The organism is Mesorhizobium intechi (genome assembly GCF_002879535.1).
Classification (GTDB): Bacteria; Pseudomonadota; Alphaproteobacteria; order Rhizobiales; family Rhizobiaceae; genus Mesorhizobium; species Mesorhizobium intechi.
In genome coordinates, this window is sequence record NZ_PNOT02000201.1 from 1 (window position 1) to 22,706 (window position 22,706).

Here is a 22,706-nt window from a genome sequence, read left to right on the forward strand (position 1 = left end):
GCGCTGGATGAAGCCAACCGACGCCACAAGGTCACCTGGAACTGGGTGAAGGGGCATGCTGGCCACACCGAGAACGAGCGCGCCGACGAGCTCGCGCGGGAAGGCATGGCGCCGTTCAAGAAGGGCTCTTTCAAGCCGGCGGTATCCGCGCCGAAGCCGGATTCCCAGCCTAAGCAGCCGGTGGCCACGAAGGCGCGTCGGTCGACCCAGAGCTATTGAGGTCCGGCGGCCGGTCCACTTTCAGGCAGGAACCTCGATCGTGCCGATCCTCTACTATGTCACGCATCCCCAGGTTCAGATCGATGCCTCCATTGCCGTGCCGGAATGGGGGTTGTCCGACGTCGGGCGGGCGAGAGCCGTTGCCATGCTCGACCAGCCATGGGTCGGTGCAGTCCGGCGCATCGTGTCGTCGGGCGAACGCAAGGCGATGGAAACCGCCGAAATCCTGTCAAGCCATCTCCGCCTTGCGGTCGAGGTCAGGGAGCGGACGCATGAGAATGACCGGTCCGCGACCGGCTTCCTGCCGCCGCCGGAGTTCGAAGCGGTCGCCGACCAGTTCTTCGCCAACCCGCGCGAAAGCATTCGCGGGTGGGAGCGGGCCATCGATGCTCAGAACCGTATCGTGAGCGAGGTCGCGGTCGTGCTCGACGGCAATGAAGCTGATGACATTGCTTTTGTGGGCCATGGGGGCGTTGGAACGCTCCTGCTGCTGTCCCTTAGCGGACGGGTGATCAGCCGCGAGGCTGACCAACCGGCCGGCGGCGGCAACTATTTTGCCTACGATATCGGCGCCCGCCGCGTCATCCATGGGTGGCGGCCAATCGACAGGCTGGAACAGCCCTAAACTCTCAGCGTATCAGCAGCGCCGTGCCCCAGAGCCCGAGCGCGAACACCGTGTGCGCCACCAGGTTCAGCGCCCGGACCCGCATCGGATTGGGCCGCCTCGATGCTGCCCATCCGGCCCCCGTGCCGGGTGCCAGCAGGAACCAGCCGGCGCCGACGGTGACGATCCCGAGGATAAAGGCCGGCAGGAAGGTCGGCGCGGCAAGCCAGCCCGTTCCAGCCAGCACGACGAGGATGATGCCGTAGACGACGCCGACGAAATAGTGAAACGCCCAACCCAGGGCCACTTCGTGCGCGTAGGGTGCTGCGCCGCCGATGTCATCGTGAAAGACCTTGTCGGTGAGATGCCACACCCAGCGACCGACCGGTCCCCAGTTCGGCCGTGGTTGGCCAAAGGCCTTGTGGAGCAGGATGGCCCAGAGATCCATCAGCACCGTGGCGCCGATGCCGATCACGACGGCGCGCCAGAAGACGTCAAACATCGTTGGGATCCCCCTGAAAGCCGGCAGTTCTGGGATGCAAGCGGTCGTCGGGCGAGGCCAGCCTTGCGGCCTCGCCCGACGCGACCGTCGAAGCCTAGAGCTGCCCGAGAATATGAGCCGCGCCGGACTCGTCGACGCCGGGCTTGGTCTCGACATTGATCGCCGTGACCTTGCCGTCGTCGATGATCATGGAAAACCGCTTCGAGCGCAGCCCCATGCCGGCGGCGGAAAGGTCGTTGTCGAGGCCGACCGCCTTGGCGAAATCGCCGCTGCCGTCGGCGAGGAACAGGATCTTGCCCTCACCGCCGGTGAAGCGCGCCCAGGCGCCCATGACATGGACGTCGTTGACCGAAACGACGGCGATGGTGTCGACGCCGCGGGCCAGGATGGCGTCATGGTTCTCGAGATAGCCGGGCAGGTGGTTATTGCTGCAGGTCGGCGTGAAAGCGCCGGGAACACCGAACAGCACCACCTTCTTGCCCGGGAAAATCTCGGCGTAGGTGATCGCCTTGGCGCCGTCGTCGGTCATCGTCTTGAAGGTTACCTCGGGCAGCTTGTCGCCGACGGAAATGGTCATGAGTTCCTCGCTTGGGGATGGGAAGGAAGGATGCATGCTTGCGTAGCGAACTCGGCGGCGTCCTGCAACCGTTCGGGCAAGCTGGATCAAGGGAAAGGCAGCAGCCCTTCGACGGCGCCCGCCGAGCTCGTCAGCGTGTAGTGAAGTCCGCCATCCGTTGGCGTCGCCGAGGGGCGGTCGAGGATCGGCACGGTGAAGATCAGCTTGCCGTCCTTTTCGCTGCGGGAAGGGGCGCCGAACATGTAATCCCGCTCGCCGGCAACGAAGAAATCCGCTGCGTTGGGGTCACCGGGAAAACTCGCCTCGACGACCAGCGTCTCGTGATCGCCCGGCAGGACATTGATGCCGAAATCCGATCTCGCGGGCGCCGGCAACGCCGCGAAACTTGCCTTCACCAGGGCTGCATCGTCCGCGTTGTCGGGGTCGGAACCGGGGTCGACCGTCAGCCGAGTCTGCACCGGTATGCAGATCGTTTCGCAAATGCCGAGGAAGACGTCGGCCTCGATGACGGCCGGATCCTTCGCTGCCGACAATTTGAACATCACCGGCAGCGAAACCGGATGGTTGTAGCCTGCCCATTTGCCATAGCCATCGTCGTGGCGTTGGGGTGCCGGAAACGAGAGTGTGGCATCGGCAATATTGGTGCTGGGCGAAACATCGAGCTGCGGCGGCACACCGGCGTCGCCGGGATCACGCCAGTAGGTCTTCCAGCCCGGCTTTAGCGCGATGTCGAGAACGCCCTGGATGCGGCCGGCCTCGTCGGGTTTGCCTGATGTCACCAGCCGGACCTTGCCGCCTTCGCTATTGTACCAGGCGGACGAGGCGGCGGCGGCGGGAAGAACGCTCGCCGATCCGATGGCGGCGCCGAGCAGCAGGATTTTCAAGCTTCGCATGGCGGTGATTTGATCGTCCGTTCGTGGCGGTGCAATGATTTCATGGCCCTGGCGGCATCATATTTGCGTGACCCCTGGTGGCAAGCCATGGCGGCTTGGCACCATGGGCTTTGGTCGAATCCGGTGCTGCGCATCTTTTCGGCGCCGGGGAAACACGGTACCCTCCCTTCCATGGATTTGTTGCGCCACAAGAAGACGGCTGCTGGACGCGGCTTTCTCGACGATCAGTTCCTGATTGCCATGCCCGGCATGAAGGACGACCGTTTCACGCGCTCGGTTATCTATGTCTGCGCCCACAGCGACGAAGGCGCGATGGGCCTGATCATCAACCAGACACAGCAGATGCTGTTTCCGGATCTGTTGGTACAGCTCGGCATCATGAACGAGCAGGAAGCAATCCGCCTGCCGGCGCAGGCGCGCGATTTCGTCGTGCGCAATGGCGGGCCTGTCGATCGCAGCCGAGGCTTCGTCCTGCATTCGGGCGACTACCGCGTGGAATCGTCGCTGACCGTTTCCGACGACATCTGCCTGACGGCGACGGTCGACATATTGCGCGCCATATCGTCGGGCCGCGGCCCGCGTCACGCACTGATGGCGCTCGGCTATTCCGGCTGGGGCGCCGGCCAGCTCGAAACCGAGATCGCCGAGAATGGCTGGCTGACCTGTCCGGCCAGCCCCGAACTTCTCTTCGACGCCGACATCGAGCGCAAATACGATCGCATCCTCGCCTCGATCGGCATCGATCTGGCGCATCTCAGCCTGGCCGCCGGACACGCGTAACGCGCAGGCGTTGGAGATTGGCCGAAGCCCGCCCCCACCTTCGGTCGCGACGCGCCTGAACCCAATCAGGCCTGTGTCAGCGGATATTGTTCCTTCAAAGTCTTCAGCACCTGGTCCCCCGGCATCGGCGCGCCGAACATGAAGCTCTGCACATATTCGCAGCCCATCTGGCGCAGTTCCAGCGCATCGCGTTCGTCCGAGATGCCCTCGGCGACCACCGACAGGCCGAGCTCATGCGCCATGTTGACCATGGATTTGAGCAGCACCGCGCGCTTGGGCGTGCTGTCGTCGACAAAGCTCTTGTCGATCTTGATCGTGTCGAACGGGAAACGCGTCAGATAGGCGAGCGATGAATAGCCGGTGCCGAAATCGTCCAGCGACAGGCCGATGCCGAGCTGCTTCAGCTTGGTCAGCACATGGGCGGTCTGCTCGGGATTGTCCATCACCAGGGACTCGGTGAGCTCGAGCCGGAAGCAGCGCGGCTTCAGATTGGCCCGTGCGATCACCGAGCGCACATCGCTGACCAGGTCGCGGCGGATCAACTGGCGGCTGGACAAATTGACCGAGACCGACAGCGGGGCATCGCCGATCTGCTTTTGCCACCCAGCCAGGTCCTCGGCCGCCTGCTGCATGGCAAACAGCCCAAGCTGCACGATCAGCCCGCAGCTTTCGGCGACCGGAATGAAATCCGCCGGCGGGATCATGCCGCGGCGCGGATGGTCCCAGCGCAGCAAGGCCTCGAAGCCGGCGACGCTGCCGTCCTCCAGCCGCACGATCGGCTGGTAGGCCAGCGTGAATTCGCGCCGCTCGATGGCGCGCCGCAGGTCGGATTCGAACTGCAGCCGGTCGGTGCCGACGGTGCGGAAGGCCGGGCGGAACGGCTCGATCCTGTCGCCGCCGAAACGCTTGGCCTGGTGCATGGCAAGCTCGGCGTCCTTGACCATGTCCTCGGCCGAAGTCTGCGCCGAGGTCCAGGTGATCAGGCCGATCGAAGCGGTCAGCACGATCTCGCGCTTGGCGAAGGTGATCGGGTTGTTGATCGCATGCTTGATGGCGTCCGCCACGCCGGCGATGCGGGCAGGGTCCTGTTCGGACAGAAGCATCAGCGCGAACTGGTCGCCGGCAAAGCGCGACAGCGAATCCTTCGGCTTCAACAGCCGGTGCAGGCGGCGCGCTATGGTGAGCAGGATGGTGTCGCCGGCCGAGATGCCGAGCCCGTCATTGACCTGCTTGAAGCGGTCTATGTCGATGACGAAGACGGTCGGACGCACCTTCTCTTCGGTGCGGGCGATCGAGATGATCGCTTCCAGTCGGTTCATGAACAATTCGCGGTTCGGCAGGCCGGTCAGATTGTCGTGCACGGCGTCGTGCAGCAGCCGCTCCTCTGATTTCTTCTGCTCGGTGACATCGACCATGGTGCCGACGCAGCGGATGACCTCGCCGTCCGATCCGATGACCGGCCGCGCCCGCAAGGCGAACCAGTGATAGTGCCCGTCGGCGCCGCGCAGGCGGAAATTCTGCGCCACCCGGCCGCGCCGGTGCTCCAGCACCACGTCGAGCGTCGTGCGGAACGTGTCGCGGTCGTCGGCATGCAGCACCGGCAGCCAGTTGCGCGCCGCTCCCCCTAGGCTGTTGGGCGCCAGGCCGAGCTGGATGCTGACGTCGGGCTTGGTGACGACGCGGTCGCGCAGAACGTCCCAGTCCCAAACCGTGTCGCCCGACCCGGCAACGGCCAGCGCCTGGCGCTCGAGGTCGGAGAACAGCCCCTGATGCAGTGCACCGCCGGCAAAGGCGTGCTGCATGACGGTGAAGCCGATGAGCAGGATGATCAGGATCAACCCGCCGCCAAGCGCCGGCTGGGCGATGTCGTTGTCGAGCATGCCGGTGATCGCCATCCACGACCCGCATAGCCACAACAGCACCATGACCCAACTGGGCACCAGCATGATGGCGCGGTCATAGCCGCGTATCCCGAGGAAGATGATCAGGCCAAGCCCCGTCAATGCGGTGGCGGCAAAGGAGATGCGGGCAATGCCGGCGGCGACCGCCGGATCGACTATGGCCACGCCTGCAATCAGCACCAGCCCGAGGATCCACACCAGCGCCCCATAGCTGAAATGGCCGTGCCAGCGGTTGAGGTTGAGATAGGCGAACAGGAAGACCACGAAGGTCGCCGCGAGCGCCACCTCCGTTCCCGCCCGCCACATCTGCTCGTTTCCGGGCGAAATCTCGATGACCTTGTTGAGGAAGCCGAAATCGACGCAGATATAGGCAAGCACCGCCCAGGCAAGGGCCGCCGTCGCCGGGAACATCGAGGTGCCCTTGACCACGAAAAGGATGGTCAGGAACAGCGCCAGAAGGCCTGCAATGCCGATGACGATGCCGCGAAACAGCGTGTAGGAGTTGACCGAGTCCTTATAGGCCTCCGGCTCCCACAGATAGACCTGCGGCAGCTTCGGCGAGGCGAGTTCGGCGATGAAGGTGATCACCGTTCCCGGGTTCAGCGTGACCCGGAATACATCGGCGTCGGGGCTGGTCTGGCGGTCGAGCGCGAAGCCCTCGCTGGGCGTGATCGCCGCAATGCGGGTGGCGCCAAGGTCGGGCCAGAAGATGCCGGAATTGACCAGCCGGAAATGCGGCGCCACGATCAGCCTGTCGAGCTGCTGGTCCGTGGTGTTGGCCAGCGCGAACACTGCCCAGTCGCCGGTCGAGCGCGCGTCATTGGCCTCGACCTCGATGCGCCGCACGATGCCGTCGGGCCCGGGCGCGGTCGATACCTGGAAGTTCTCACCCTGATTGCGGTAGATTTCGAAGGCGCGCGACAGGTCGAGCGCGACGTCGTCGCGAGCAATCTTGATAGGTTCGACGGCAAAGGCCGACGGAGCCGCGAACAGCGTCAGGATTGCCGCGAGGACAAAGGCGAACAGCGGCCCGTTTCGCAGGAAATTCGTCAAAAATCAGTCCTTCGTTCCTGCGTCCAGCGGATCGTCCGCGATCCGGGCGTAGAGGTAATGGTCCTGCCAGATGCCGTTGATCCTGAGATAGGATCTTAACAGTCCTTCGCGCCGGAATCCGGCTTTTTCAAGCACGCGGATCGACCGGATGTTGTCGGGAATACAGGCCGCTTCGATCCGGTGCAACCTCAGCGTATCGAACGCGAAGCGGGCCACCACCCTGACCGCGTCGGTCATCAGGCCGCGGCCGCCGAAGCACTCGCCGATCCAGTAGCCGACATGGCCGCTCTGCGAGACACCGTGGCGTATGTTGCCGAGCGTGATACCGCCGGCCAGCTTGCCGCTCGACTTCTCGAAGATGAAGAAGGCGATCGCGGTTCCCTGCGCATAATCTTCGCGATAGCGGCTGATGCGTAGGCGCCACGCCGTGCGGTCGAGCTCGTCGGGGGTCCAGCGCGGCTCCCACGGCTCCAGGAAGGCGCGGCTTTCGCCGCGCAATGTCGACCACTCCCGATAGTCAGTGGTGTATGGCACCCGCAACGTGACGAGATTGCCCTTCAGCGCCGGCAGGTCACGGCGAAAGAAAGGGAGCGCGAACACGACGCTTGGGGGACTTAGACGGCGAGCCTGCGGGCCGTGGTCTGCGTGCCCGGAAGCGAATCGAGGATCGCCTCATATGGTGCCAGCGTACCCACGGGCCCGACAGCGGTAAGCGTCGGCTTGGTCGAGAACATCCGCGACGACAGGTCGGTCAGCCGCTCCACCGTCAGCGCCGACAGGCGCTCCATCAATTCCTCCTTGGCGATCGGCCTGCCGAACAAAAGCAGTTGCCTCGCGATCTGCGAGGCGCGGCTGGCCGGGCTTTCGGCGGACATGATCAGCCCGGCGCGATACTGGGCGCGGGCGCGGTCGAGTTCTTCCTGCAGGATGTTCTCGCCCGCCTTCTGCAACTCGTCGATGATGACAGGCACGAGTTCGGCGATGTCGCTCTGGCCCGTCGCGGCGTGGACGCCGAAAATGCCGGTGTCGGAAAAGCCCCAGTGAAAGGCATAGACCGAGTAACACAGGCCGCGTTTCTCGCGGACTTCCTGGAAAAGGCGCGACGACATGCCGCCGCCGAGGATCATCGACAGCACCTGCGAGGCGTAGAAGTCGCGCACATGGTAGGCGCGGCCTTCGAAGCCCAGCACGATCTGTGCATCCATCAGGTCACGGTCCTCGCGGAAATCGCCGCCGACATATTGTGCATATTGCGGGATGGTGCTGTCGGCCTTGCTGCGGAAGCCGCCGAGCTGCTTCTCCACCTCGCGCACGAAATTGTCGTGCTTGATGTCGCCGGCAGCCACGATGACCATCCGTTCGGCGCCATATTGGCGTTCGATGAAATCGTGCAACTGTTTGGAAGTAAAGGATTTGACGGTGTCTGGAGTGCCCAGGATCGAGCGGCCGATGGTCTGGTGGCGAAAGGCCGTCTCGGTGAAACGGTCGAAGACGATATCGTCTGGCGTATCGTGCGCGGCGCCGATCTCCTGCAGGATGACGTGCTGCTCGCGCTCGAGCTCCTGCGGATCGAATTCGGACTCCTGCAGGATGTCGGCGAGGATGTCGACGGCCAGCGGCACGTCGTCGGACAACACCCTGGCGTAATAGGAGGTGGTCTCGACACTGGTGGCGGCGTTGATCTCGCCGCCGACATCCTCGATTTCCGAGGCGATTTCGAAGGCCGTCCGCCGCTTCGTGCCCTTGAACGCCATGTGCTCGAGCAGATGGGCCATGCCATGCTCGTTATCACGCTCATTGCGGGCACCGGACTTGACCCAGGCACCCAAGGCAACCGATTCGATACTTGGAAGGGTTTCGGTGGCGACTGTCAGGCCGTTCGACAGACGGCTTACCTCAACACCCATATGGCTCGTACTCCCTAACGCGCCGCTCGCGCACGGCGGCTAACGTAATCTTCCACCATTTTCAGGTCGGATGGAAGTACCGTGTATTTTTCCTCAAATGTCATCAACCCACCTAGCCATGCGGGCAGGGCCGGCGAGACGCCGCTGGCGGCCTCGACCGCGGCCGGAAATTTTGCCGGGTGGGCGGTACCCAGCACCACCATCGGCACCGCCCCCGATGCCTTGCCGGTCGCCACATGCATGGCCGCCGCGGTGTGCGGATCCAAAAGATAATTGCTCGCCGCGAGTGTCGAACGGATGGTGGCGGCGACCTCCTCCATGGTGGCACGGCCAGCATCGAATTCGGACCGCATCCCGTTGATTTCGCGGGCTTCTATGGTGAACGCGCCGGATTGCTTCAGGCCGTCCATGTAGCGCCGCACGGTCGCCGCGTCACGGTTGGAGGCCTCGAACAGCAGGCGTTCGAAATTCGACGAAACCTGGATGTCCATCGACGGTGAGGTGGTCGCGAAGACACCCTTGGTGCGGTACTCTCCGGTGGCGAAGGTGCGCGCCAATATGTCGTTGTCGTTGGTGGCGATGACCAGCCGTTCGATCGGCAGGCCCATCTTCTTGGCGGCATAGCCGGCGAAGATATCGCCGAAATTGCCGGTCGGCACGGTGAACGACACCGGCCTGTCCGGCGCGCCGAGCGACAGGGCCGAGGAGAAATAGTAGACGATCTGGGCCATGATGCGCGCCCAGTTGATCGAATTGACCCCCGACAGCGCCACCCGGTCGCGGAAGTCGTGGTCGTTGAACATGTCCTTGAGCAGCCCCTGGCAGTCGTCGAAATTGCCTTCGATCGCCAGCGCGTGGACGTTGTCGGCCTTCGACGTCGTCATCTGGCGCTGCTGCACCGGGGAAACGCGGCCATGCGGGAACAGGATGAAGATGTCGGTGCGGCTGCGCCCGGCAAAGGCGTCGATCGCCGCGCCGCCCGTGTCGCCTGACGTGGCGCCGACGATGGTGGCATGCTGGTCGCGTTCGGCAAGCACATGGTCCATCAGCCGGGCGAGCAGCTGCATTGCTACATCCTTGAATGCCAGCGTCGGCCCATGGAAGAGTTCGAGGACAAACGTGTTGGGGCCGGTCTGGACAAGCGGGCAGACCGCCTCGTGACGGAACGTGGCATAGGCTTCGCGCACAAGGCGCTCGAAGACCGGCGCCGGAATTTCGCCGCCAAGGAACGGCGACAGCACGCGTATCGCGAGATCGGGATAGGCAAGGCCACGCATGGCGCGGATCTCGGAAGCTGAAAACTGCGGCCACTCGCGCGGCACGTAAAGCCCGCCATCGCGCGCCAGCCCCGCCAGCACGGCATCGGAAAATCCAAGCGCGGGTGCTTCCCCGCGCGTGCTCACATATTGCATGTCTCAGTCCCGTTGCCGCTTGGCTTTTCCGTTCACCACAAGGTGGTTAATTTCTGTGCCGGCTCCAGTCGCATTTTTGCCGCGCCGTTGATATACGTCACCAGCTTTACGAGAGGGAAGTGCAGTTTCATGGCGTTTGGTACATCAAGTGGCCGCTTTTTGACGGGTCTTGCGCTCACCGGCTTTATGCTCGCCGCCGCCGGCTGCCAATCGGGCGACAATGGCATCCTTAACCTCGGTTTAGGCAAGAAGGACCCGACGGCGCCTCCACCGCCGCAGGATCCCAAGGTTCTGGCCAGCCAGCTGACCGCCTATTGCCCGCGGGTGACGGTGCGCGACGGCACGGCCTTTTTCAACACCTATGCCAACGAGGTCAAGAAGGCCAAGCCTAAGCTGAAGAAGACCGGCGATGCCGCTGCGGATGCCGCGGCCCAGGCCGCGGCTGACGCCGCCGCTGCCACACCGCCTGATGATTCCGCGAGGATCATATACCAAGCGTCGATTTCCGACGTGACCCGCGATTGCAGCCGTGCCGACGGACAGCTGACGATGAAGATCGCGGTTGCCGGCAAGATCGTGCCGGGAGCGAAGTTTACGCCCGGCACCATCACCATGCCGATCCGCACCGCGGTGATGCACGGCACCGAAGTGCTCTATTCGCAGATTCACCAGTACCAGGTCCAGGTCACCGATCCGTCGGTCGCCACCCAGTTCGTCTTCACCGATTCCAATGTAGTCGTGCCAGCACCGACGGCGCAGGATTATCAGGTCTATGCCGGCTATGACGAAACCGCCCCGAAGGCCACGACCGACAAGCCGAGGAAGACCCGCAGGAAGAAGGCCACCGCGACGAACTGAGCGGTCATCGATACAGCGTGCGCCCAGCCGGGCGCGCGCGTCTCAGGCGTCGGCCGACCATTCCGAAAGCGCCGCTATCACGCTTTTTAGCTCTGCCCAGCGGCGGATCACCGTTTCGGCGCCGGCCTCGGTCAGCGCGTCGGCATGGCCGGGATAGCTGTGACTGGCGCCGGTGAAGCCGATCACCCGCATGCCGGCTGCCCTGGCGCCGGCGACGCCGTGTACGGAATCCTCTATGACGAAAGTGTTGGCCGGGTTCGCGCCGAGTCTTTCCGCGGCGAAGACGAACACGTCCGGCGCGGGTTTGGTCTTCTTGCTCGGTGTTTCCAGTGCCGAGAAGATGCGGCCGGCGAAGAACGGCAGCAGGTGCACTTTCTCCAGCATGAATTCTATCCGCTCCGAGCGTGAGTTGGAGCAGATACAGCGTTGCGCCGTGACCGATGCGACCGCTTCGCGAACGCCCTCGATGGCACGCACATCGCTGCGCAGTTTGCGGTCGACGAGGTCTTCGGCGCGGTCGATCAGCGACGCCTGGAACGGGATTTTGGACTTCTCCTCGATCCGCATCAGTATGTCCTTGAACGTCAGGCCCGCATAGCTTTCGGCAAGCTCCTCGAGCGAGATTTCATATCCGGCGAGCGTTATCAGCTCGGCCTCGACCCGCGCGGCGATGATTTCGGAATCGACGAGCACGCCGTCGCAATCGAAGATGACAAGGTCTGGCTTGGGCATGGTGATCCGGACAAAGAAAGGATGAAGCGGCCATGAGGGCCTCGGGCGGCGCGGCATACACCAATGGCCCGGCGTTCGCAAACCTGGCAGGCCGATCCGCGAGCCTTCACCGAATATTTACGCTGATCGGTAACCATAACGGAGAGTAAACAGTAACGCGTGCCTTGGGTGTAAAAATGTCTGCCGTGCGTCTTCTCCACGAGTTGTCCCACGCTCCCCAGCAATCCGAATGGCTGGACACGATCCTCAAGGGCGACTGCGTCGCGGCCCTCGACCGGCTTCCGGAAAAATCGGTCGACGTCATCTTCGCCGATCCTCCCTACAATCTGCAGCTCGACGGCGATCTGCACCGGCCCGACCAGTCCAAGGTCGACGCGGTCGACGATCATTGGGACCAGTTCGAGAATTTTGAGGCCTACGATGCCTTCACCCGCGCCTGGCTTCTGGCGGCGCGCCGCGTGCTGAAGCCCAACGGCACCATCTGGGTCATCGGCTCCTATCACAACATCTTCCGGGTCGGCGCCAAGATGCAGGATCTGGGCTTCTGGATCCTCAACGATGTGGTCTGGCGCAAGACCAATCCGATGCCGAATTTCCGTGGCCGCCGTTTCCAGAACGCGCATGAGACGATGATCTGGGCTTCCCGGGACCAGAAGGGCAAGGGCTACACCTTCAACTACGAGGCGCTGAAGGCATCCAACGACGATATCCAGATGCGTTCGGACTGGCTGTTCCCGATCTGCACCGGCGGCGAGCGGCTGAAGAACGACAATGGCGACAAGCTGCACCCGACGCAGAAGCCGGAAGCGCTGCTAGCCCGCATCATGATGGCCTCGACCAAGCCGGGCGACATCGTGCTCGACCCCTTCTTCGGCTCCGGCACGACGGGTGCGGTCGCCAAACGCCTCGGCCGCCATTTCGTCGGCATCGAGCGCGAGCAGGCCTATATCGACGCCGCCAATGATCGTATCGACGCGGTGCGGCCGCTGGAAGATGCCGATTTGACGGTATTGACCGGCAAGCGCGCCGAGCCGCGCGTTGCCTTCGTCAGCCTTCTCGACACCGGGCTGATGCAGCCGGGCGTCACGCTCTACGACGCCAAGAAGCGCTGGGCCGCCAAGGTGCGCGCCGACGGCACAGTGGCGATCGGCGACAGCGCCGGCTCGATCCACAAGATCGGTGCCGAAGTGCAAGGCCTGGACGCCTGCAATGGCTGGACCTTCTGGCACTATGAGCGCAGCGGCGGACTGACCCCGATAGACGAACTGCGCCGCATCGCCCGTCTCGGCATGGAGCGGGCAGGGGGCTGACCCCTGCCGAATTATCGCGTATCGCGTTGAATCAAAATCTCAGCGGATCGCCGCAAACGGTTCGGATCGCGCCTTGATTCCCAAGCGTTCAAGATCTGCTTGAAGCGTCCTGGCATCGGTGAACAGCACGGCTTGCCAGCCCGCGGCCTTGGCGCCGTCGACATTCTTCTGGCTGTCGTCGATGAACAGCGTCGACGAGGGTTCGAGCCCGAACGCGGCGACGTGGTGGTCGTAAATGCCACGATCCGGCTTGATCTTGCCGATCTCGCCGGAGATGGTCACGCCGCGCGGACGATTGAGGAAATCGAAGCGTTCGCGGGCTTCCGCTAATGTGTCGGAGGCGAAATTGGTCAGCATGGTCACATCATGGCCGCTCTCGATCAGGCCAAGCATGATGGCGACGCTGTCGTCATAGGCATGCGGCACCATCTCGTGCCACTGCCGGCGGAAATTGCGGATGTTTTCCGCATGGTCGGGATAATCCGCAATCAGCAGCGCCTCTGCCTCTTCCCAGCTCCGGCCGCGATCCTGCTCGATGTTCCAGTCATGCGTGCAGACATTGTCGAAGAACCACTTTCTCTCTTCGGCATCGGGAATGAGGCGGCTGAACGGAATGTTCGGGTCGTAATGGATCAGCACGCGGCCGATGTCGAAAACGATGTGGTGAATCTCGGTCATGAAGCCTCTTTCAATGCGGGCGTTGCTTTTTCGTCGCGCCGGGTATCGCAGCCTCGATTGCCTTTTTCATGACAGTGGGCAGGGCCTCCCCGGAAATCTCGTGGACGCGCGACCAGAAATGCCCTGCCGGCGCATCACCTTTGATGTGAGCGTAAAAGACTTCGAGCTCGAGCGCGAAATGGGTGAAGACATGCGTGATTGTCCCGACGCGTCGCCAGTCGCCGGGAAAGGGCGCCGCCGCCTGCGTGGTGGCTCCGTCCACCCGCGCGGTCCAGCCCGTTGTCGGCACCTCGGTCATGCCGCCGAGCAAGCCTTTCTCCGGCCGTTTGCGCAGAAGTACGGCCCCGTCCTCGCGCGTGGCGACGAAAGCAGCGCCGCGTCTCTGCGGCTTGTCGGCTTTGGGCAATCGCACCGGGAAGTTTTCAGGGTCGCCCGAAACGACGGCGCTACAGCCCCCGCGCAGCGGGCACAGCATGCAGCGTGGCCGGCGCGGAGTGCAGATCGTGGCGCCGAGATCCATCATCGCCTGGGCGAAATCGCCCGGCCTCGCCGCCGGCACCATGGCCTCGACATGGGCGCGTATCTCGGTCTTGGCTTCGCTCAGCGGCGTGGTGATCGAAAACAGCCTCGATATGACGCGTTCGACATTGCCGTCGACCACGGTGGCGGGGCGATCGAAGGCGATCGCCGTGATCGCCGCCGAGGTATAGGCGCCGATGCCGGGCAGGTCTCTCAAACCGGCCTCGGTGTCGGGAAACCGGCCGCCACGCGTCGCCACCAGATCGGCGCAGGCCTTGAGGTTGCGGGCGCGGGAGTAATAGCCGAGCCCCGCCCAGGCCTTCATGATGTCCTCGGTAGGTGCCGCTGCCAGTGCCTCGACATCGGGCCATTTCTCGACAAAGACGCGGAAATAGGATTTCACCGCCTCGACCGTGGTCTGCTGCAGCATGACTTCCGACAGCCAGATGCGGTAGGGGTCGGGCCGCACACCGCGTGCATGCTCGCGCGGGCTCACCCGCCACGGCAATTCACGATGATGCACGTCGTACCAGGCGAGCAGGCGCGACGCGGTATCGTCCGGCGCTGGCTTGCGTGTCTGGGCCTTGCGGGTCTGGTCTGGTGGTGCCATTGATCGTGTATTGGCCTGGCCGGGTAATCTGCTGGGGTCGTTGCTGGAGAACGTACATGGCAGGGCGAACGCCCTACGGCAATCCCGTCCCGGTGAGCGATCTTGCCACCAAAATCCTCGATCCGGTGCTGCGCAAGCGGGCAGGCATCTCGATTGGTCTCGTCCAGTCCTGGGAAGAGATCGCCGGACCGCGCCTGGCCAGCCGCTCGCGTCCCGAAAAGATCCAGTGGCCGCGCCGCTTGCATGAGGACGATCCGTTCGAGCCGGCGGTGTTGGTCATTGCCTGCGAAGGCATGGCAGCACTTCATCTGCAGCACGAGACCGGCGAGATCATCAACCGGGTCAACGCTTTCCTTGGCTTTACGGCAATAGGCCGCATCAGGATCGTGCAAAAACCGGTGACGACGGACAAGGGACGGCCTAAACCGGCCTTCAGGCCCTTGACGGCGGCGGAGCAGACCAGATTGTCCAGTACGGTCGGACTGATCGAGGATGATGGGCTGCGCGCTTCGCTGGAAAGGCTTGGCGCAAGCATTTTGGGTGAAAGAAAGTCAAAAACCCCTTGAAGACAGTCATGGATTTGTCGTCAACATCTCGCATTCGTGATCGCCTCTGTCAGGTTTCACGATTGGATTGGGGATGGAGATGCCTTAATTCGCGCCAACTCTCGCCTTTTCGTGCCTTTGCATTGCAAAATTCAACCCTTGTCAGGTGATTCGTATGAACCGTCCTCCGTTCGGCAAAAGTCTGTCTCGCAGAAACGTCCTGTCTTCGCTGGCCGCCATTCCGGCGGTGGCCCTGCTTGCCGCCTGCAGCGACTCCGGCGAACAGGCCAAGGCAGCCGATGTGAAGCCTGCGGATCCGGCCGCCCCCGCAAAGCCGGCCACGCCGGCTGCCGCTCAGGTTCCCGAGTCCCAGGGCAATGTCGACATGGCGGAACTGCTGAAGCCGGGCGCACTGCCCGACAAGCAGCTCGGCAAGGATGACGCCAAGGTCACCATCGTCGAATACGCCTCGATGACCTGCCCGCATTGCGCGCATTTCGCCGAAACCACCTTCCCGGACCTGAAGACGAAGTACATCGACACCGGCAAGGCACGCTATATCCTGCGCGAATTCCCGTTCGATCCGAGCGCGGAAGCCGGTTTCATGCTGGCGCGCTGCGCCAAGGATAACTATTTCCCGATGGTGGACGTGCTGTTCAGGCAGCAGGCGAACTGGGTTGGCGTGTCGAACACCAAGGATGCGCTGCTGCAAATCTCGAAGCTCGCCGGTTTTACACAGGAGTCCTTCGAGGCCTGCTTGACGGACCAGAAACTTCTGGACGATGTGAGATCGGTCCAGAAGCGCGGCGCCAATGAATTCAAGGTCGACTCGACACCGACCTTCTTCATCAACGGTAAGACCTACAAAGGGGCGATGTCGATTGAGGAAATGTCGGCCATCATCGACCCTCTGCTCTGACATCGGTTCAGCGCTGAAGCGGCAGTGCTCCGGCGCTGCCCTGCCTTTTGTCTTGCCGCGGGTTGTCTCCGCAAAGCCGACGAACACTTTTGCTGAACATGCCTATGAGGCGCGCGAATGAGGTTTTCGCGCCTTCGCCTCCTCGGTTTCAAGTCCTTCGTCGAGCCCGGCGAGTTCGTCATCGAACGCGGCCTGACGGGTATCGTCGGGCCGAACGGCTGCGGCAAGTCGAACCTTGTCGAGGCGTTGCGCTGGGTGATGGGCGAAAGCTCCTACAAGAACATGCGCGCGTCCGGCATGGACGACGTCATCTTTTCCGGTTCAGGCACGCGGCCCGCCCGCAACACCGCCGAAGTCACGCTTTTCCTCGACAACAGCGATCGTTCGGCGCCCGCTGCCTTTAACGACGCCGACGAGTTGCAGGTGTCGCGCCGCATCGAGCGCGAGGCCGGCTCGCTCTACCGCATCAACGGTAAGGAGGCGCGCGCCAAGGATGTGCAGCTTTTGTTCGCCGACCAATCGACCGGTGCCCGCTCGCCCTCGATGGTCGGGCAGGGCCGCATCGGTGAACTGATCCAGGCCAAGCCGCAGGCGCGCCGCGCCCTGCTCGAAGAGGCCGCCGGCATTTCCGGCCTGCACACCCGCCGCCACGAGGCGGAACTTCGGCTGAAGGCAGCCGAACAGAATCTGGAACGCCTGGACGACGTCGTCGGCGAACTGGAAAGCCAGATTGAAAGCCTGAAGCGCCAGGCGCGCCAAGCCTCGCGCTTCAAGAACCTGTCGGCCGATATCCGCAAGGCCGAAGCGACATTGCTGCATCTGCGCTGGACGCTGGCCAAGACTCAGGAAGGCGAGGCACGTTCTGCGCTGGCTGTTGCGACGGCACTGGTCGGCGACCGCGCCGCCGCGCAGATGAACGCGGCCAAGGAGCAGGGCATCAGCGCTCATCGCCTGCCCGATCTGCGCGACGCGGAAGCAGCTGCCGCCGCCGCCTTCCAGCGCCTGTCGATCGCCAGGTCGCAGATCGAGGAGGAGGCCGGCCGCATTCGCAACCGTCAGGCCGAAATCGAGCGCCGCTTGCAGCAGCTCGACGGCGACATCGCCCGCGAGGAGCGGATGGTGCGTGACAATGCCGATGTCCTCGAACGCCTGCGCACCGAAGAGGCCACGCTGAATTCCGAGAACGCCGGCGCCGCGGAGCGCGAGGCCACCACACGCGCGGCATTCGAACAGGCGGCATCGACGCTGGCGCAAAGCGAAGCCAGGCTCGCGGCACTGACCGCCGAACGGGCCGAGGCCGCCGCTTCGCGCCATCAGATCGAGCGCACGCTGCGCGAAACGGCCGAGCGCCGCGACCGCTTCGCCCGCCAACTCGCCGAGGTCGACCGCGAATTGTCGGATATCCTCTCCAAGGTCGCCGGCCTGCCGGATCCGGCCGAAAAGCGCGTTCTGGTCGAGCAGGCCATGGCGCTGCTGGAAGAATCCGAGGCCGCCGTGGCGCAGGCCGAACAATCGGTCATCGATGCCCGCGCCGCCGAAAGCGCCGCCCGCCCGCCGCTTCAGGATGCCAGGGCCGAACTGGCGCGGATCGAGACCGAAGCGCGCACGCTTGCCAAGATACTCAATGCCGCCAGTGGCGATCTCTTCCCTTCGGTGCTGGAGCAGATCAGTGTCGAGCGCGGCTTCGAGACGGCGCTTGGCGCTGCCCTTGGCGAAGACCTCGACGTGCCGCTCGATCGCAGCGCGCCGGCGCACTGGGGCGATAGCCAGATCCAACCCGGGGACGCGGCCCTGCCGGAAGGCATCAAGAGCCTGGCCAGCGTGGTTCGTGCCCCGGCGCAGCTTGCCCGCCGCCTGGCGCAGATCGGCATTGTCGAGGCCGCTGACGGCCGCCGGCTGCAGGCGCTGCTTGCGCCTGGCCAGAGACTGGTCAGCCGTGAAGGCGCGCTGTGGCGCTGGGATGGCCTGACCGCCAGCGCCGATGCGCCGACGGCAGCCGCACAAAGGCTGGCGCAGAAGAACCGGCTTGCCGAACTCGACGCCGAAGCGGTGCAGGCGACGCTCGTTCTGCGCCAGGCCGAGGAAGCGCTGGCACGGGCCGAGCAGGCGCTTCGCCAGGCAAGCGAGGCCGAACGCAACACACGCCAGGCCGGACGCGATGCACAGCACCGGGTGGACGCGGCCCGCATTGCGCTGGCCGACGCCGAAAAGGCCGGTGGCGAGCTGGCGAGCCGGCGCGCGGCGCTGGATGAAGGGCGCGCGCGCATCGTCGACAGCCATGAGGAAACCTCGGCGGCTTTCGTCGAGGCCGAAATGCTGCTGCAGCACGCGCCCGATCTCGGCGACCTGCAATTGCAACTTGAACAGTCCTCGGCCAATGTCTCCCGCGACCGCGCTACGCTTGCCGACGCTCGGGCCGTCCATGAAGGGCTGCGGCGCGAGGCCGAGGCGCGGACGCGCCGGCTCGATGCCATCGGCGCCGAGCGCAGCAACTGGCTGATACGCGCCGAAAACGCCTCGACCCAGATCGCTTCGCTCGGTGAACGCAAGGCCGAGGCCGAGGGGGAACGCGAACGGCTGGCCGACGCGCCCGATGAGATCGACGCCAAGCGGCGCGCGCTGCTGTCGCAATTGACCGAGGCCGAGACCTTGCGCAAGGCGGCCGCCGATCGGCTGCAGGAAGCGGAAAACAGGCAGGCCGAACTGGACAAGCTGGCCACATCGGCCATCCAGTCCCTGGCCGAGGCGCGCGAGACCCGTGCCCGTGCCGAGGAACGGCTGACGGCGGCCGACGAGCGCCGGCTTGAGGTCGAGGCGCGCATCCAGGAAACGCTGAACACGCCGCCGCATCTGGTCATCCGTCACACCGGCCTGGAAGCCGACGACCCGATGCCCGAAATGGCTGAGATCGAACGCCAGCTCGACCGGCTGAAGATCGAACGCGAACGGCTCGGCGCCGTCAATCTGCGCGCCGAGGAAGAACAGAAGGAGCTCTCCGACCGGCTCGAAGCGATCGTTACCGAGCGCGAGGACATCATCGAGGCGATCCGCAAGCTCCGTCAGGCGATCCAGAGTCTCAACCGCGAAGGCCGCGAGCGGCTGCTCGCCGCCTTCGATGTGGTCAACAGCCACTTCCAGCGGCTGTTCGCGCATCTGTTTGGCGGCGGCACGGCGGAATTGCAGCTGATCGAATCCGACGATCCACTCGAGGCAGGGCTTGAGATCCTTGCCCGCCCGCCCGGCAAGAAGCCGCAGACCATGACGCTGCTGTCCGGCGGCGAGCAGGCGCTGACGGCGATGTCGCTGATCTTCGCCGTCTTCTTGACCAATCCGGCACCGATCTGCGTGCTCGACGAAGTCGACGCGCCGCTCGACGATCACAATGTCGAGCGCTTCTGCAATCTCATGGACGAGATGGCCAAGACCACCGAAACGCGCTTCGTCATCATCACCCACAACCCGATCACCATGGCGCGCATGGACCGATTGTTCGGCGTGACCATGGCCGAGCAGGGCGTCAGCCAGCTCGTATCGGTCGACCTTCAGGCCGCCGAGGCGATGCGCGAGGCGAGCTGACGCATCGGCTGCTCGCCGCCCGGGCCCGTGAGCCGGATGCGATTGGCCATCAGCCTTTGCGGCGCATGACCCAATTTGCACACAGCGCGACCGCGAGGCCGACCACGATGCCGATGCAATCGGCAACCCAGTCGAACACGTCGAGATCGCGGTCTATCAGTGGGGTGCTCTGAAGGACCTCGATCGCGGCTCCGACCAGCGCCAGGAAAGTGACCAGCGTGACTATGCGCCTGGGCCAGCCGAGAGCTCCCAGAACAGCCAGGGTGGCGAATGCGCTGGCATGATTAAGCTTGTCATTGTCGAAACCGATATCGAACCCGAATTCCTGAAGCTCGGGCACTGGCAGCAGTGTGAGGACCAGAACCACAACGAGTGTGACGATAAAGGCGGTCGATATGGCCACCGAACAAAAATTCATTTGCTCCAATCTTCGAAGAGAGCTGACATCGGTCCGAAGCCTTGAGCCGCGGGACGATCCAAGCCGGGCGCGGACCATGCCATGGCGCAACCATCCGGTCGCTGCCCTTCCCGAGATGGGTGACAGTTCGTTTCGGAGAGATGGGTTACACTTTGGCCCTTTGCAAGGAGAGCAAGGTGCCTTGAAAGCAGCGTAACGTCATGGAAGAGCGGTTGAAGTTTATCGCCTGATGCGGGACGGCGAGAAGATGGCGGTGCTTTGCCGTGAGTTCGATATTGACTTCCTGGCACCTTTGTCTCCCGACGGTGCGCGCAAAGGGGACCGCAAATGCTAGCGCCGGCTAAGGGTACATCGGCAACAGAGGCGTAGACCTACACGGCTATAGCCGGCGGCACGATGTTTGGGAGGACCGACCCGCAGCTGTGACAGCGCACAAAAGGCCGCGAATAGCCGCGCTTGACCATCTGGGAAATGATAACCTTCGTAGTACTGGCCGTATCTGCGGCGGAAGAACAGGAGATGCCGCCGATGAGCAGGCTGTTCAAGATATTGACGTGAGCGAGCCCGCCACGCAGATGGCCGACGAGAGCAGTGGCCAAATCGATAGGCCTGGACGACCGGCCGCTGACATCGAGAAGATGGACGGTCGTGAGAAAGAGCAGGACGGCAAGCAGCAGGAAGCTCGTCGGGTCGCTTGCTATATTCTGCACTACTGCTGGTCCAGCAGCATATCGGCGCCCCAACCCGTCAGGAACGCGCCGAAAAGTAGCGAAAACGCCACCGGAACGCCGAGGGGGAGAGGCTGCGAAGAACTCACCGGCGCTCACGCCGCAGTCATGTCCACAGTTGAGCCTTGCTTTGAATTGGTCTCGTACCCATGGTAGGCAGATACTACCATGGTAAGCAACGGATCAGGTTTCATAAGGCATCGGCGAGTTAGCCGTTCGCTTCAATGGTCAGCTCAGGTGCGGATAGTGCTGGCCACCATAATCCTCGCTTCCAGTCTGCAGGCGGCCCGATCGCAGAGCTGCTCTATTACGACCGCCAACGGATCGTACGGCGCAGTGGATATTCTGAGTGGTGCCGTCGACGATACGACGGCGACGTTCTCGATCAATTGCACGGGGACGGCCAACCAGACAGTGCGCCTGTGCGTCGAACTGTCTCCCGGTCAGACCAACGCGGCCGGCAACCGCCGGCTGTCTTCCGGTTCCGAGCGACTGGTCCACGAACTCTACCGTGACGCGTCTCGAACAACGATATGGGGGTCTTGGGGTTTGGCCACGACCAGTTACGGGCTCTATCCCATCGGGACAACCTACGATCTGGCTTTGGGGTCCTCGGGCAGTGCCGGCGCCACGCTGACCGTTTACGGACGGATATTCTCCAACCAGACCACCGCGGGACCCGGGTCGTATGTCTGGACCATGACCACCGCACCGGCCGCCGCTTACGACTACAAGACCGCCGCGACGTGCCCTACGGGCAGCCGGCAAGCCACGTCCAGCGGCTCTACCTGGACCGCGACGATCAACGCGAACTGCAACGTTTCGGCCACCAATGTGAACTTTGGCTCCGTCGGGGTACTGGCGTCCAATGTCGATTCGACGGGTTCGGTCACCGTTCGCTGCACCGACTCGACACCCTACAATATCGGGCTGAGTGCGGGCAGCGGTTCCGGCGCCACGGTCGCCAGTAGGAAGATGACGAACGGTGTCAAGACCGTAACCTATTCCCTCTACAGCGACAGCGGCAGGACTACCGTCTGGGGAAATACAATTGGTACCAACACCTCTAGCGGCACCGGTACCGGTCTGGATCAGGCGTACACTGTATACGCCCGCGCGCCAGCTCAGACCACGCCCGCGCCTGGAACGTACACCGACACGGTTGTGGTAACGGTGACCTACTGACCGGCCCCTGCAGCCGGTCCGACGTCAGCGGCAGACGACCGGGATGACCACTTGCTGGTTTGCTTTCGGTGTGTAGCCGAACGACGCTTGGCACGAGCCCTTGGCGGTCTGCGCAACGAGGGCGTTCTTTTGCCCCAGCCCTTCTACGTAGGCACGCCCGTCATAGCCGATGACGAAGTCCTGTCTGCCGTTGATCGAAGCATGCGACCCGACCTCGAGCGGCTGTCCGTCCGGCCCCGACAGGACGAGGACCGCCGCGCCGACGTTGGTGCGAACCCGGAAATCAACCCGCACGCCGGTCCTATCGGCTGGCGCCACGACGTCCTGCGTGGCAGATACGTCGGCATCGACCGGCAGATTGGTCGTTTCGATGGCAATCTTGTTCCGCTGATAGGCGCGCAGACCCGGCACCAATAGCCGTCCCTTTGCGTCGGTGACACCTATGGGGCGGTTTTCATAAAGCACGCCGACACCTGGCAAACCTGTTTCAACGACGGCGAAACTGTCTTCGATCCGATCCGTCAGGAAAATGCCGGATCCCATCGTTGCGATTGCTCCGTCGAACTGGGCTGTCGCCGTGGCGCCCGAGATTGAACTGCCGACGGCAGCATCGGCACGGCCATGGGAAGAGCGATAGGAGACCGCTGCCGAACCCTCGGTGGATCCGCCGCCCTGATTAAAACTGGCCCGCCAGCCGACGCTGCCCGGTTCCTCACCGAGCGGCTTGCTCACGTCGGCGATCACCTCGACCCCATCCTTGTCAGCGGAAACGGCCGTGGA

22 protein-coding genes are annotated in these 22,706 nt (G+C 63.7%); 9 read left to right on the forward strand and 13 right to left on the reverse strand.

The genetic code is table 11. The features are described from left to right. Window positions 1-219: RNase H family protein (locus C1D09_RS16885; RefSeq protein ID WP_342780238.1), on the forward strand; the 219-nt coding region annotated here is incomplete at its 5' end. 40 nt (window positions 220-259) lie between these two features. Further along, a complete protein-coding gene (locus C1D09_RS16890; RefSeq protein WP_143975381.1) occupies window positions 260-844 on the forward strand; it encodes a histidine phosphatase family protein in 585 nt (194 codons plus the stop codon). A 4-nt stretch (window positions 845-848) separates the two neighbouring features. Here C1D09_RS16890 and C1D09_RS16895 read toward each other — a convergent pair whose 3' ends face one another. The 3 genes from C1D09_RS16895 to C1D09_RS16905 form a co-directional block, all read right to left on the reverse strand. After that, on the reverse strand, window positions 849-1,325 hold the full coding sequence (locus C1D09_RS16895) for a DUF2938 domain-containing protein (protein WP_143975382.1): 477 nt from the start codon (window positions 1,323-1,325) through the stop codon (window positions 849-851). A gap of 94 nt (window positions 1,326-1,419) precedes the next feature. Further along, a complete protein-coding gene (locus tag C1D09_RS16900) occupies window positions 1,420-1,902 on the reverse strand; it encodes a peroxiredoxin (protein WP_143975383.1) in 483 nt (160 codons plus the stop codon). An 86-nt stretch (window positions 1,903-1,988) separates the two neighbouring features. Next, window positions 1,989-2,795 carry a protein-disulfide reductase DsbD domain-containing protein gene (locus C1D09_RS16905; RefSeq protein ID WP_143975384.1) on the reverse strand — a complete coding sequence of 269 codons (807 nt, stop codon included), beginning with the start codon at window positions 2,793-2,795 and terminating at the stop codon, window positions 1,989-1,991. 171 nt (window positions 2,796-2,966) lie between these two features. On the opposite strand from C1D09_RS16905, the gene C1D09_RS16910 reads away from it, so the two are divergent. Then, window positions 2,967-3,575, forward strand: coding sequence for a YqgE/AlgH family protein (locus C1D09_RS16910; protein WP_143975385.1), 609 nt, complete (start codon window positions 2,967-2,969; stop codon window positions 3,573-3,575). 65 nt (window positions 3,576-3,640) lie between these two features. Here C1D09_RS16910 and C1D09_RS16915 read toward each other — a convergent pair whose 3' ends face one another. Genes C1D09_RS16915 through thrC form a run of 4 tightly spaced genes read right to left on the reverse strand, consistent with a single transcriptional unit; the run spans window position 3,641 to window position 9,848 of the window. Then, window positions 3,641-6,529, reverse strand: coding sequence for an EAL domain-containing protein (locus tag C1D09_RS16915; RefSeq protein WP_143975386.1), 2,889 nt, complete (start codon window positions 6,527-6,529; stop codon window positions 3,641-3,643). Between the two features lie 3 nt (window positions 6,530-6,532). Next, the gene (locus C1D09_RS16920) at window positions 6,533-7,129 is read right to left on the reverse strand and encodes a GNAT family N-acetyltransferase (protein WP_143975387.1); all 597 of its coding nucleotides are present in this window, start codon (window positions 7,127-7,129) and stop codon (window positions 6,533-6,535) included. 14 nt (window positions 7,130-7,143) lie between these two features. Beyond that, window positions 7,144-8,436, reverse strand: a complete 1,293-nt coding sequence (locus C1D09_RS16925; RefSeq protein WP_143975388.1) for a M16 family metallopeptidase — start codon at window positions 8,434-8,436, stop codon at window positions 7,144-7,146. 14 nt (window positions 8,437-8,450) lie between these two features. Continuing rightward, window positions 8,451-9,848 (reverse strand): threonine synthase, encoded by a 1,398-nt coding sequence (gene thrC, locus C1D09_RS16930; RefSeq protein WP_143975389.1) that lies wholly within the window; start codon window positions 9,846-9,848, stop codon window positions 8,451-8,453. A 129-nt stretch (window positions 9,849-9,977) separates the two neighbouring features. Between thrC and C1D09_RS16935 the strand changes: the two genes are divergently transcribed. Further along, window positions 9,978-10,706, forward strand: coding sequence for a hypothetical protein (locus C1D09_RS16935; protein WP_143975390.1), 729 nt, complete (start codon window positions 9,978-9,980; stop codon window positions 10,704-10,706). A gap of 42 nt (window positions 10,707-10,748) precedes the next feature. Here the strand turns inward: C1D09_RS16935 and C1D09_RS16940 are convergent, their stop codons facing one another. Continuing rightward, entirely contained in the window at window positions 10,749-11,438 is a 690-nt protein-coding gene (locus tag C1D09_RS16940; protein ID WP_143975391.1) for an HAD family hydrolase, read from the reverse strand. Between the two features lie 176 nt (window positions 11,439-11,614). Here C1D09_RS16940 and C1D09_RS16945 point away from each other — a divergent pair, with 176 nt between their 5' ends. Continuing rightward, a complete protein-coding gene (locus C1D09_RS16945) occupies window positions 11,615-12,748 on the forward strand; it encodes a site-specific DNA-methyltransferase (protein WP_143975392.1) in 1,134 nt (377 codons plus the stop codon). A 39-nt stretch (window positions 12,749-12,787) separates the two neighbouring features. Here C1D09_RS16945 and C1D09_RS16950 read toward each other — a convergent pair whose 3' ends face one another. Both C1D09_RS16950 and mutY read right to left on the reverse strand, forming a co-directional pair. Then, window positions 12,788-13,426, reverse strand: coding sequence for an HAD family hydrolase (locus C1D09_RS16950; protein ID WP_143975393.1), 639 nt, complete (start codon window positions 13,424-13,426; stop codon window positions 12,788-12,790). 10 nt (window positions 13,427-13,436) lie between these two features. Continuing rightward, complete coding sequence (gene mutY, locus C1D09_RS16955) at window positions 13,437-14,555, reverse strand: A/G-specific adenine glycosylase (RefSeq protein WP_143975394.1); 1,119 nt, start codon at window positions 14,553-14,555, stop codon at window positions 13,437-13,439. Between the two features lie 56 nt (window positions 14,556-14,611). Between mutY and C1D09_RS16960 the strand changes: the two genes are divergently transcribed. The 3 genes from C1D09_RS16960 (at window position 14,612) to smc (ending at window position 19,595) form a co-directional block, all read left to right on the forward strand. Next, a complete protein-coding gene (locus C1D09_RS16960; protein ID WP_143975395.1) occupies window positions 14,612-15,121 on the forward strand; it encodes a DUF721 domain-containing protein in 510 nt (169 codons plus the stop codon). 154 nt (window positions 15,122-15,275) lie between these two features. After that, a complete protein-coding gene (locus C1D09_RS16965; RefSeq protein WP_095786596.1) occupies window positions 15,276-16,019 on the forward strand; it encodes a DsbA family protein in 744 nt (247 codons plus the stop codon). A 117-nt stretch (window positions 16,020-16,136) separates the two neighbouring features. Then, window positions 16,137-19,595 (forward strand): chromosome segregation protein SMC, encoded by a 3,459-nt coding sequence (gene smc / locus C1D09_RS16970; RefSeq protein ID WP_143975396.1) that lies wholly within the window; start codon window positions 16,137-16,139, stop codon window positions 19,593-19,595. A gap of 49 nt (window positions 19,596-19,644) precedes the next feature. Here the strand turns inward: smc and C1D09_RS16975 are convergent, their stop codons facing one another. Continuing rightward, entirely contained in the window at window positions 19,645-19,998 is a 354-nt protein-coding gene (locus C1D09_RS16975; RefSeq protein ID WP_246135778.1) for a VanZ family protein, read from the reverse strand. A 386-nt stretch (window positions 19,999-20,384) separates the two neighbouring features. Next, window positions 20,385-20,723, reverse strand: a complete 339-nt coding sequence (locus tag C1D09_RS16980) for a TRAP transporter large permease subunit (RefSeq protein ID WP_167514652.1) — start codon at window positions 20,721-20,723, stop codon at window positions 20,385-20,387. 264 nt (window positions 20,724-20,987) lie between these two features. On the opposite strand from C1D09_RS16980, the gene C1D09_RS16985 reads away from it, so the two are divergent. Further along, window positions 20,988-21,926 (forward strand): Csu type fimbrial protein, encoded by a 939-nt coding sequence (locus C1D09_RS16985; RefSeq protein ID WP_167514653.1) that lies wholly within the window; start codon window positions 20,988-20,990, stop codon window positions 21,924-21,926. A gap of 24 nt (window positions 21,927-21,950) precedes the next feature. On the opposite strand, the gene C1D09_RS16990 is transcribed toward C1D09_RS16985, so the two are convergent. Then, window positions 21,951-22,670 carry a fimbria/pilus outer membrane usher protein gene (locus tag C1D09_RS16990; protein WP_143975400.1) on the reverse strand — a complete coding sequence of 240 codons (720 nt, stop codon included), beginning with the start codon at window positions 22,668-22,670 and terminating at the stop codon, window positions 21,951-21,953. Window positions 22,671-22,706: the final 36 nt, after the last annotated feature.

What these genes read in the sequence shown, in the direction of transcription:
- smc (WP_143975396.1), top strand. Translation starts at nt 16,137, where the DNA reads ATGAGGTTTTCGCGCCTTCGCCTCCTCGGTTTCAAGTCCTTCGTCGAG.
- C1D09_RS16940 (WP_143975391.1), bottom strand. Translation starts at nt 11,438, where the DNA reads ATGCCCAAGCCAGACCTTGTCATCTTCGATTGCGACGGCGTGCTCGTC.
- C1D09_RS16960 (WP_143975395.1), top strand. Translation starts at nt 14,612, where the DNA reads ATGGCAGGGCGAACGCCCTACGGCAATCCCGTCCCGGTGAGCGATCTT.
- C1D09_RS16900 (WP_143975383.1), bottom strand. Translation starts at nt 1,902, where the DNA reads ATGACCATTTCCGTCGGCGACAAGCTGCCCGAGGTAACCTTCAAGACG.
- C1D09_RS16925 (WP_143975388.1), bottom strand. Translation starts at nt 8,436, where the DNA reads ATGGGTGTTGAGGTAAGCCGTCTGTCGAACGGCCTGACAGTCGCCACC.
- C1D09_RS16905 (WP_143975384.1), bottom strand. Translation starts at nt 2,795, where the DNA reads ATGCGAAGCTTGAAAATCCTGCTGCTCGGCGCCGCCATCGGATCGGCG.
- C1D09_RS16935 (WP_143975390.1), top strand. Translation starts at nt 9,978, where the DNA reads ATGGCGTTTGGTACATCAAGTGGCCGCTTTTTGACGGGTCTTGCGCTC.
- C1D09_RS16965 (WP_095786596.1), top strand. Translation starts at nt 15,276, where the DNA reads ATGAACCGTCCTCCGTTCGGCAAAAGTCTGTCTCGCAGAAACGTCCTG.
- C1D09_RS16895 (WP_143975382.1), bottom strand. Translation starts at nt 1,325, where the DNA reads ATGTTTGACGTCTTCTGGCGCGCCGTCGTGATCGGCATCGGCGCCACG.
- C1D09_RS16910 (WP_143975385.1), top strand. Translation starts at nt 2,967, where the DNA reads ATGGATTTGTTGCGCCACAAGAAGACGGCTGCTGGACGCGGCTTTCTC.
- C1D09_RS16950 (WP_143975393.1), bottom strand. Translation starts at nt 13,426, where the DNA reads ATGACCGAGATTCACCACATCGTTTTCGACATCGGCCGCGTGCTGATC.
- C1D09_RS16945 (WP_143975392.1), top strand. Translation starts at nt 11,615, where the DNA reads ATGTCTGCCGTGCGTCTTCTCCACGAGTTGTCCCACGCTCCCCAGCAA.
- thrC (WP_143975389.1), bottom strand. Translation starts at nt 9,848, where the DNA reads ATGCAATATGTGAGCACGCGCGGGGAAGCACCCGCGCTTGGATTTTCC.
- mutY (WP_143975394.1), bottom strand. Translation starts at nt 14,555, where the DNA reads ATGGCACCACCAGACCAGACCCGCAAGGCCCAGACACGCAAGCCAGCG.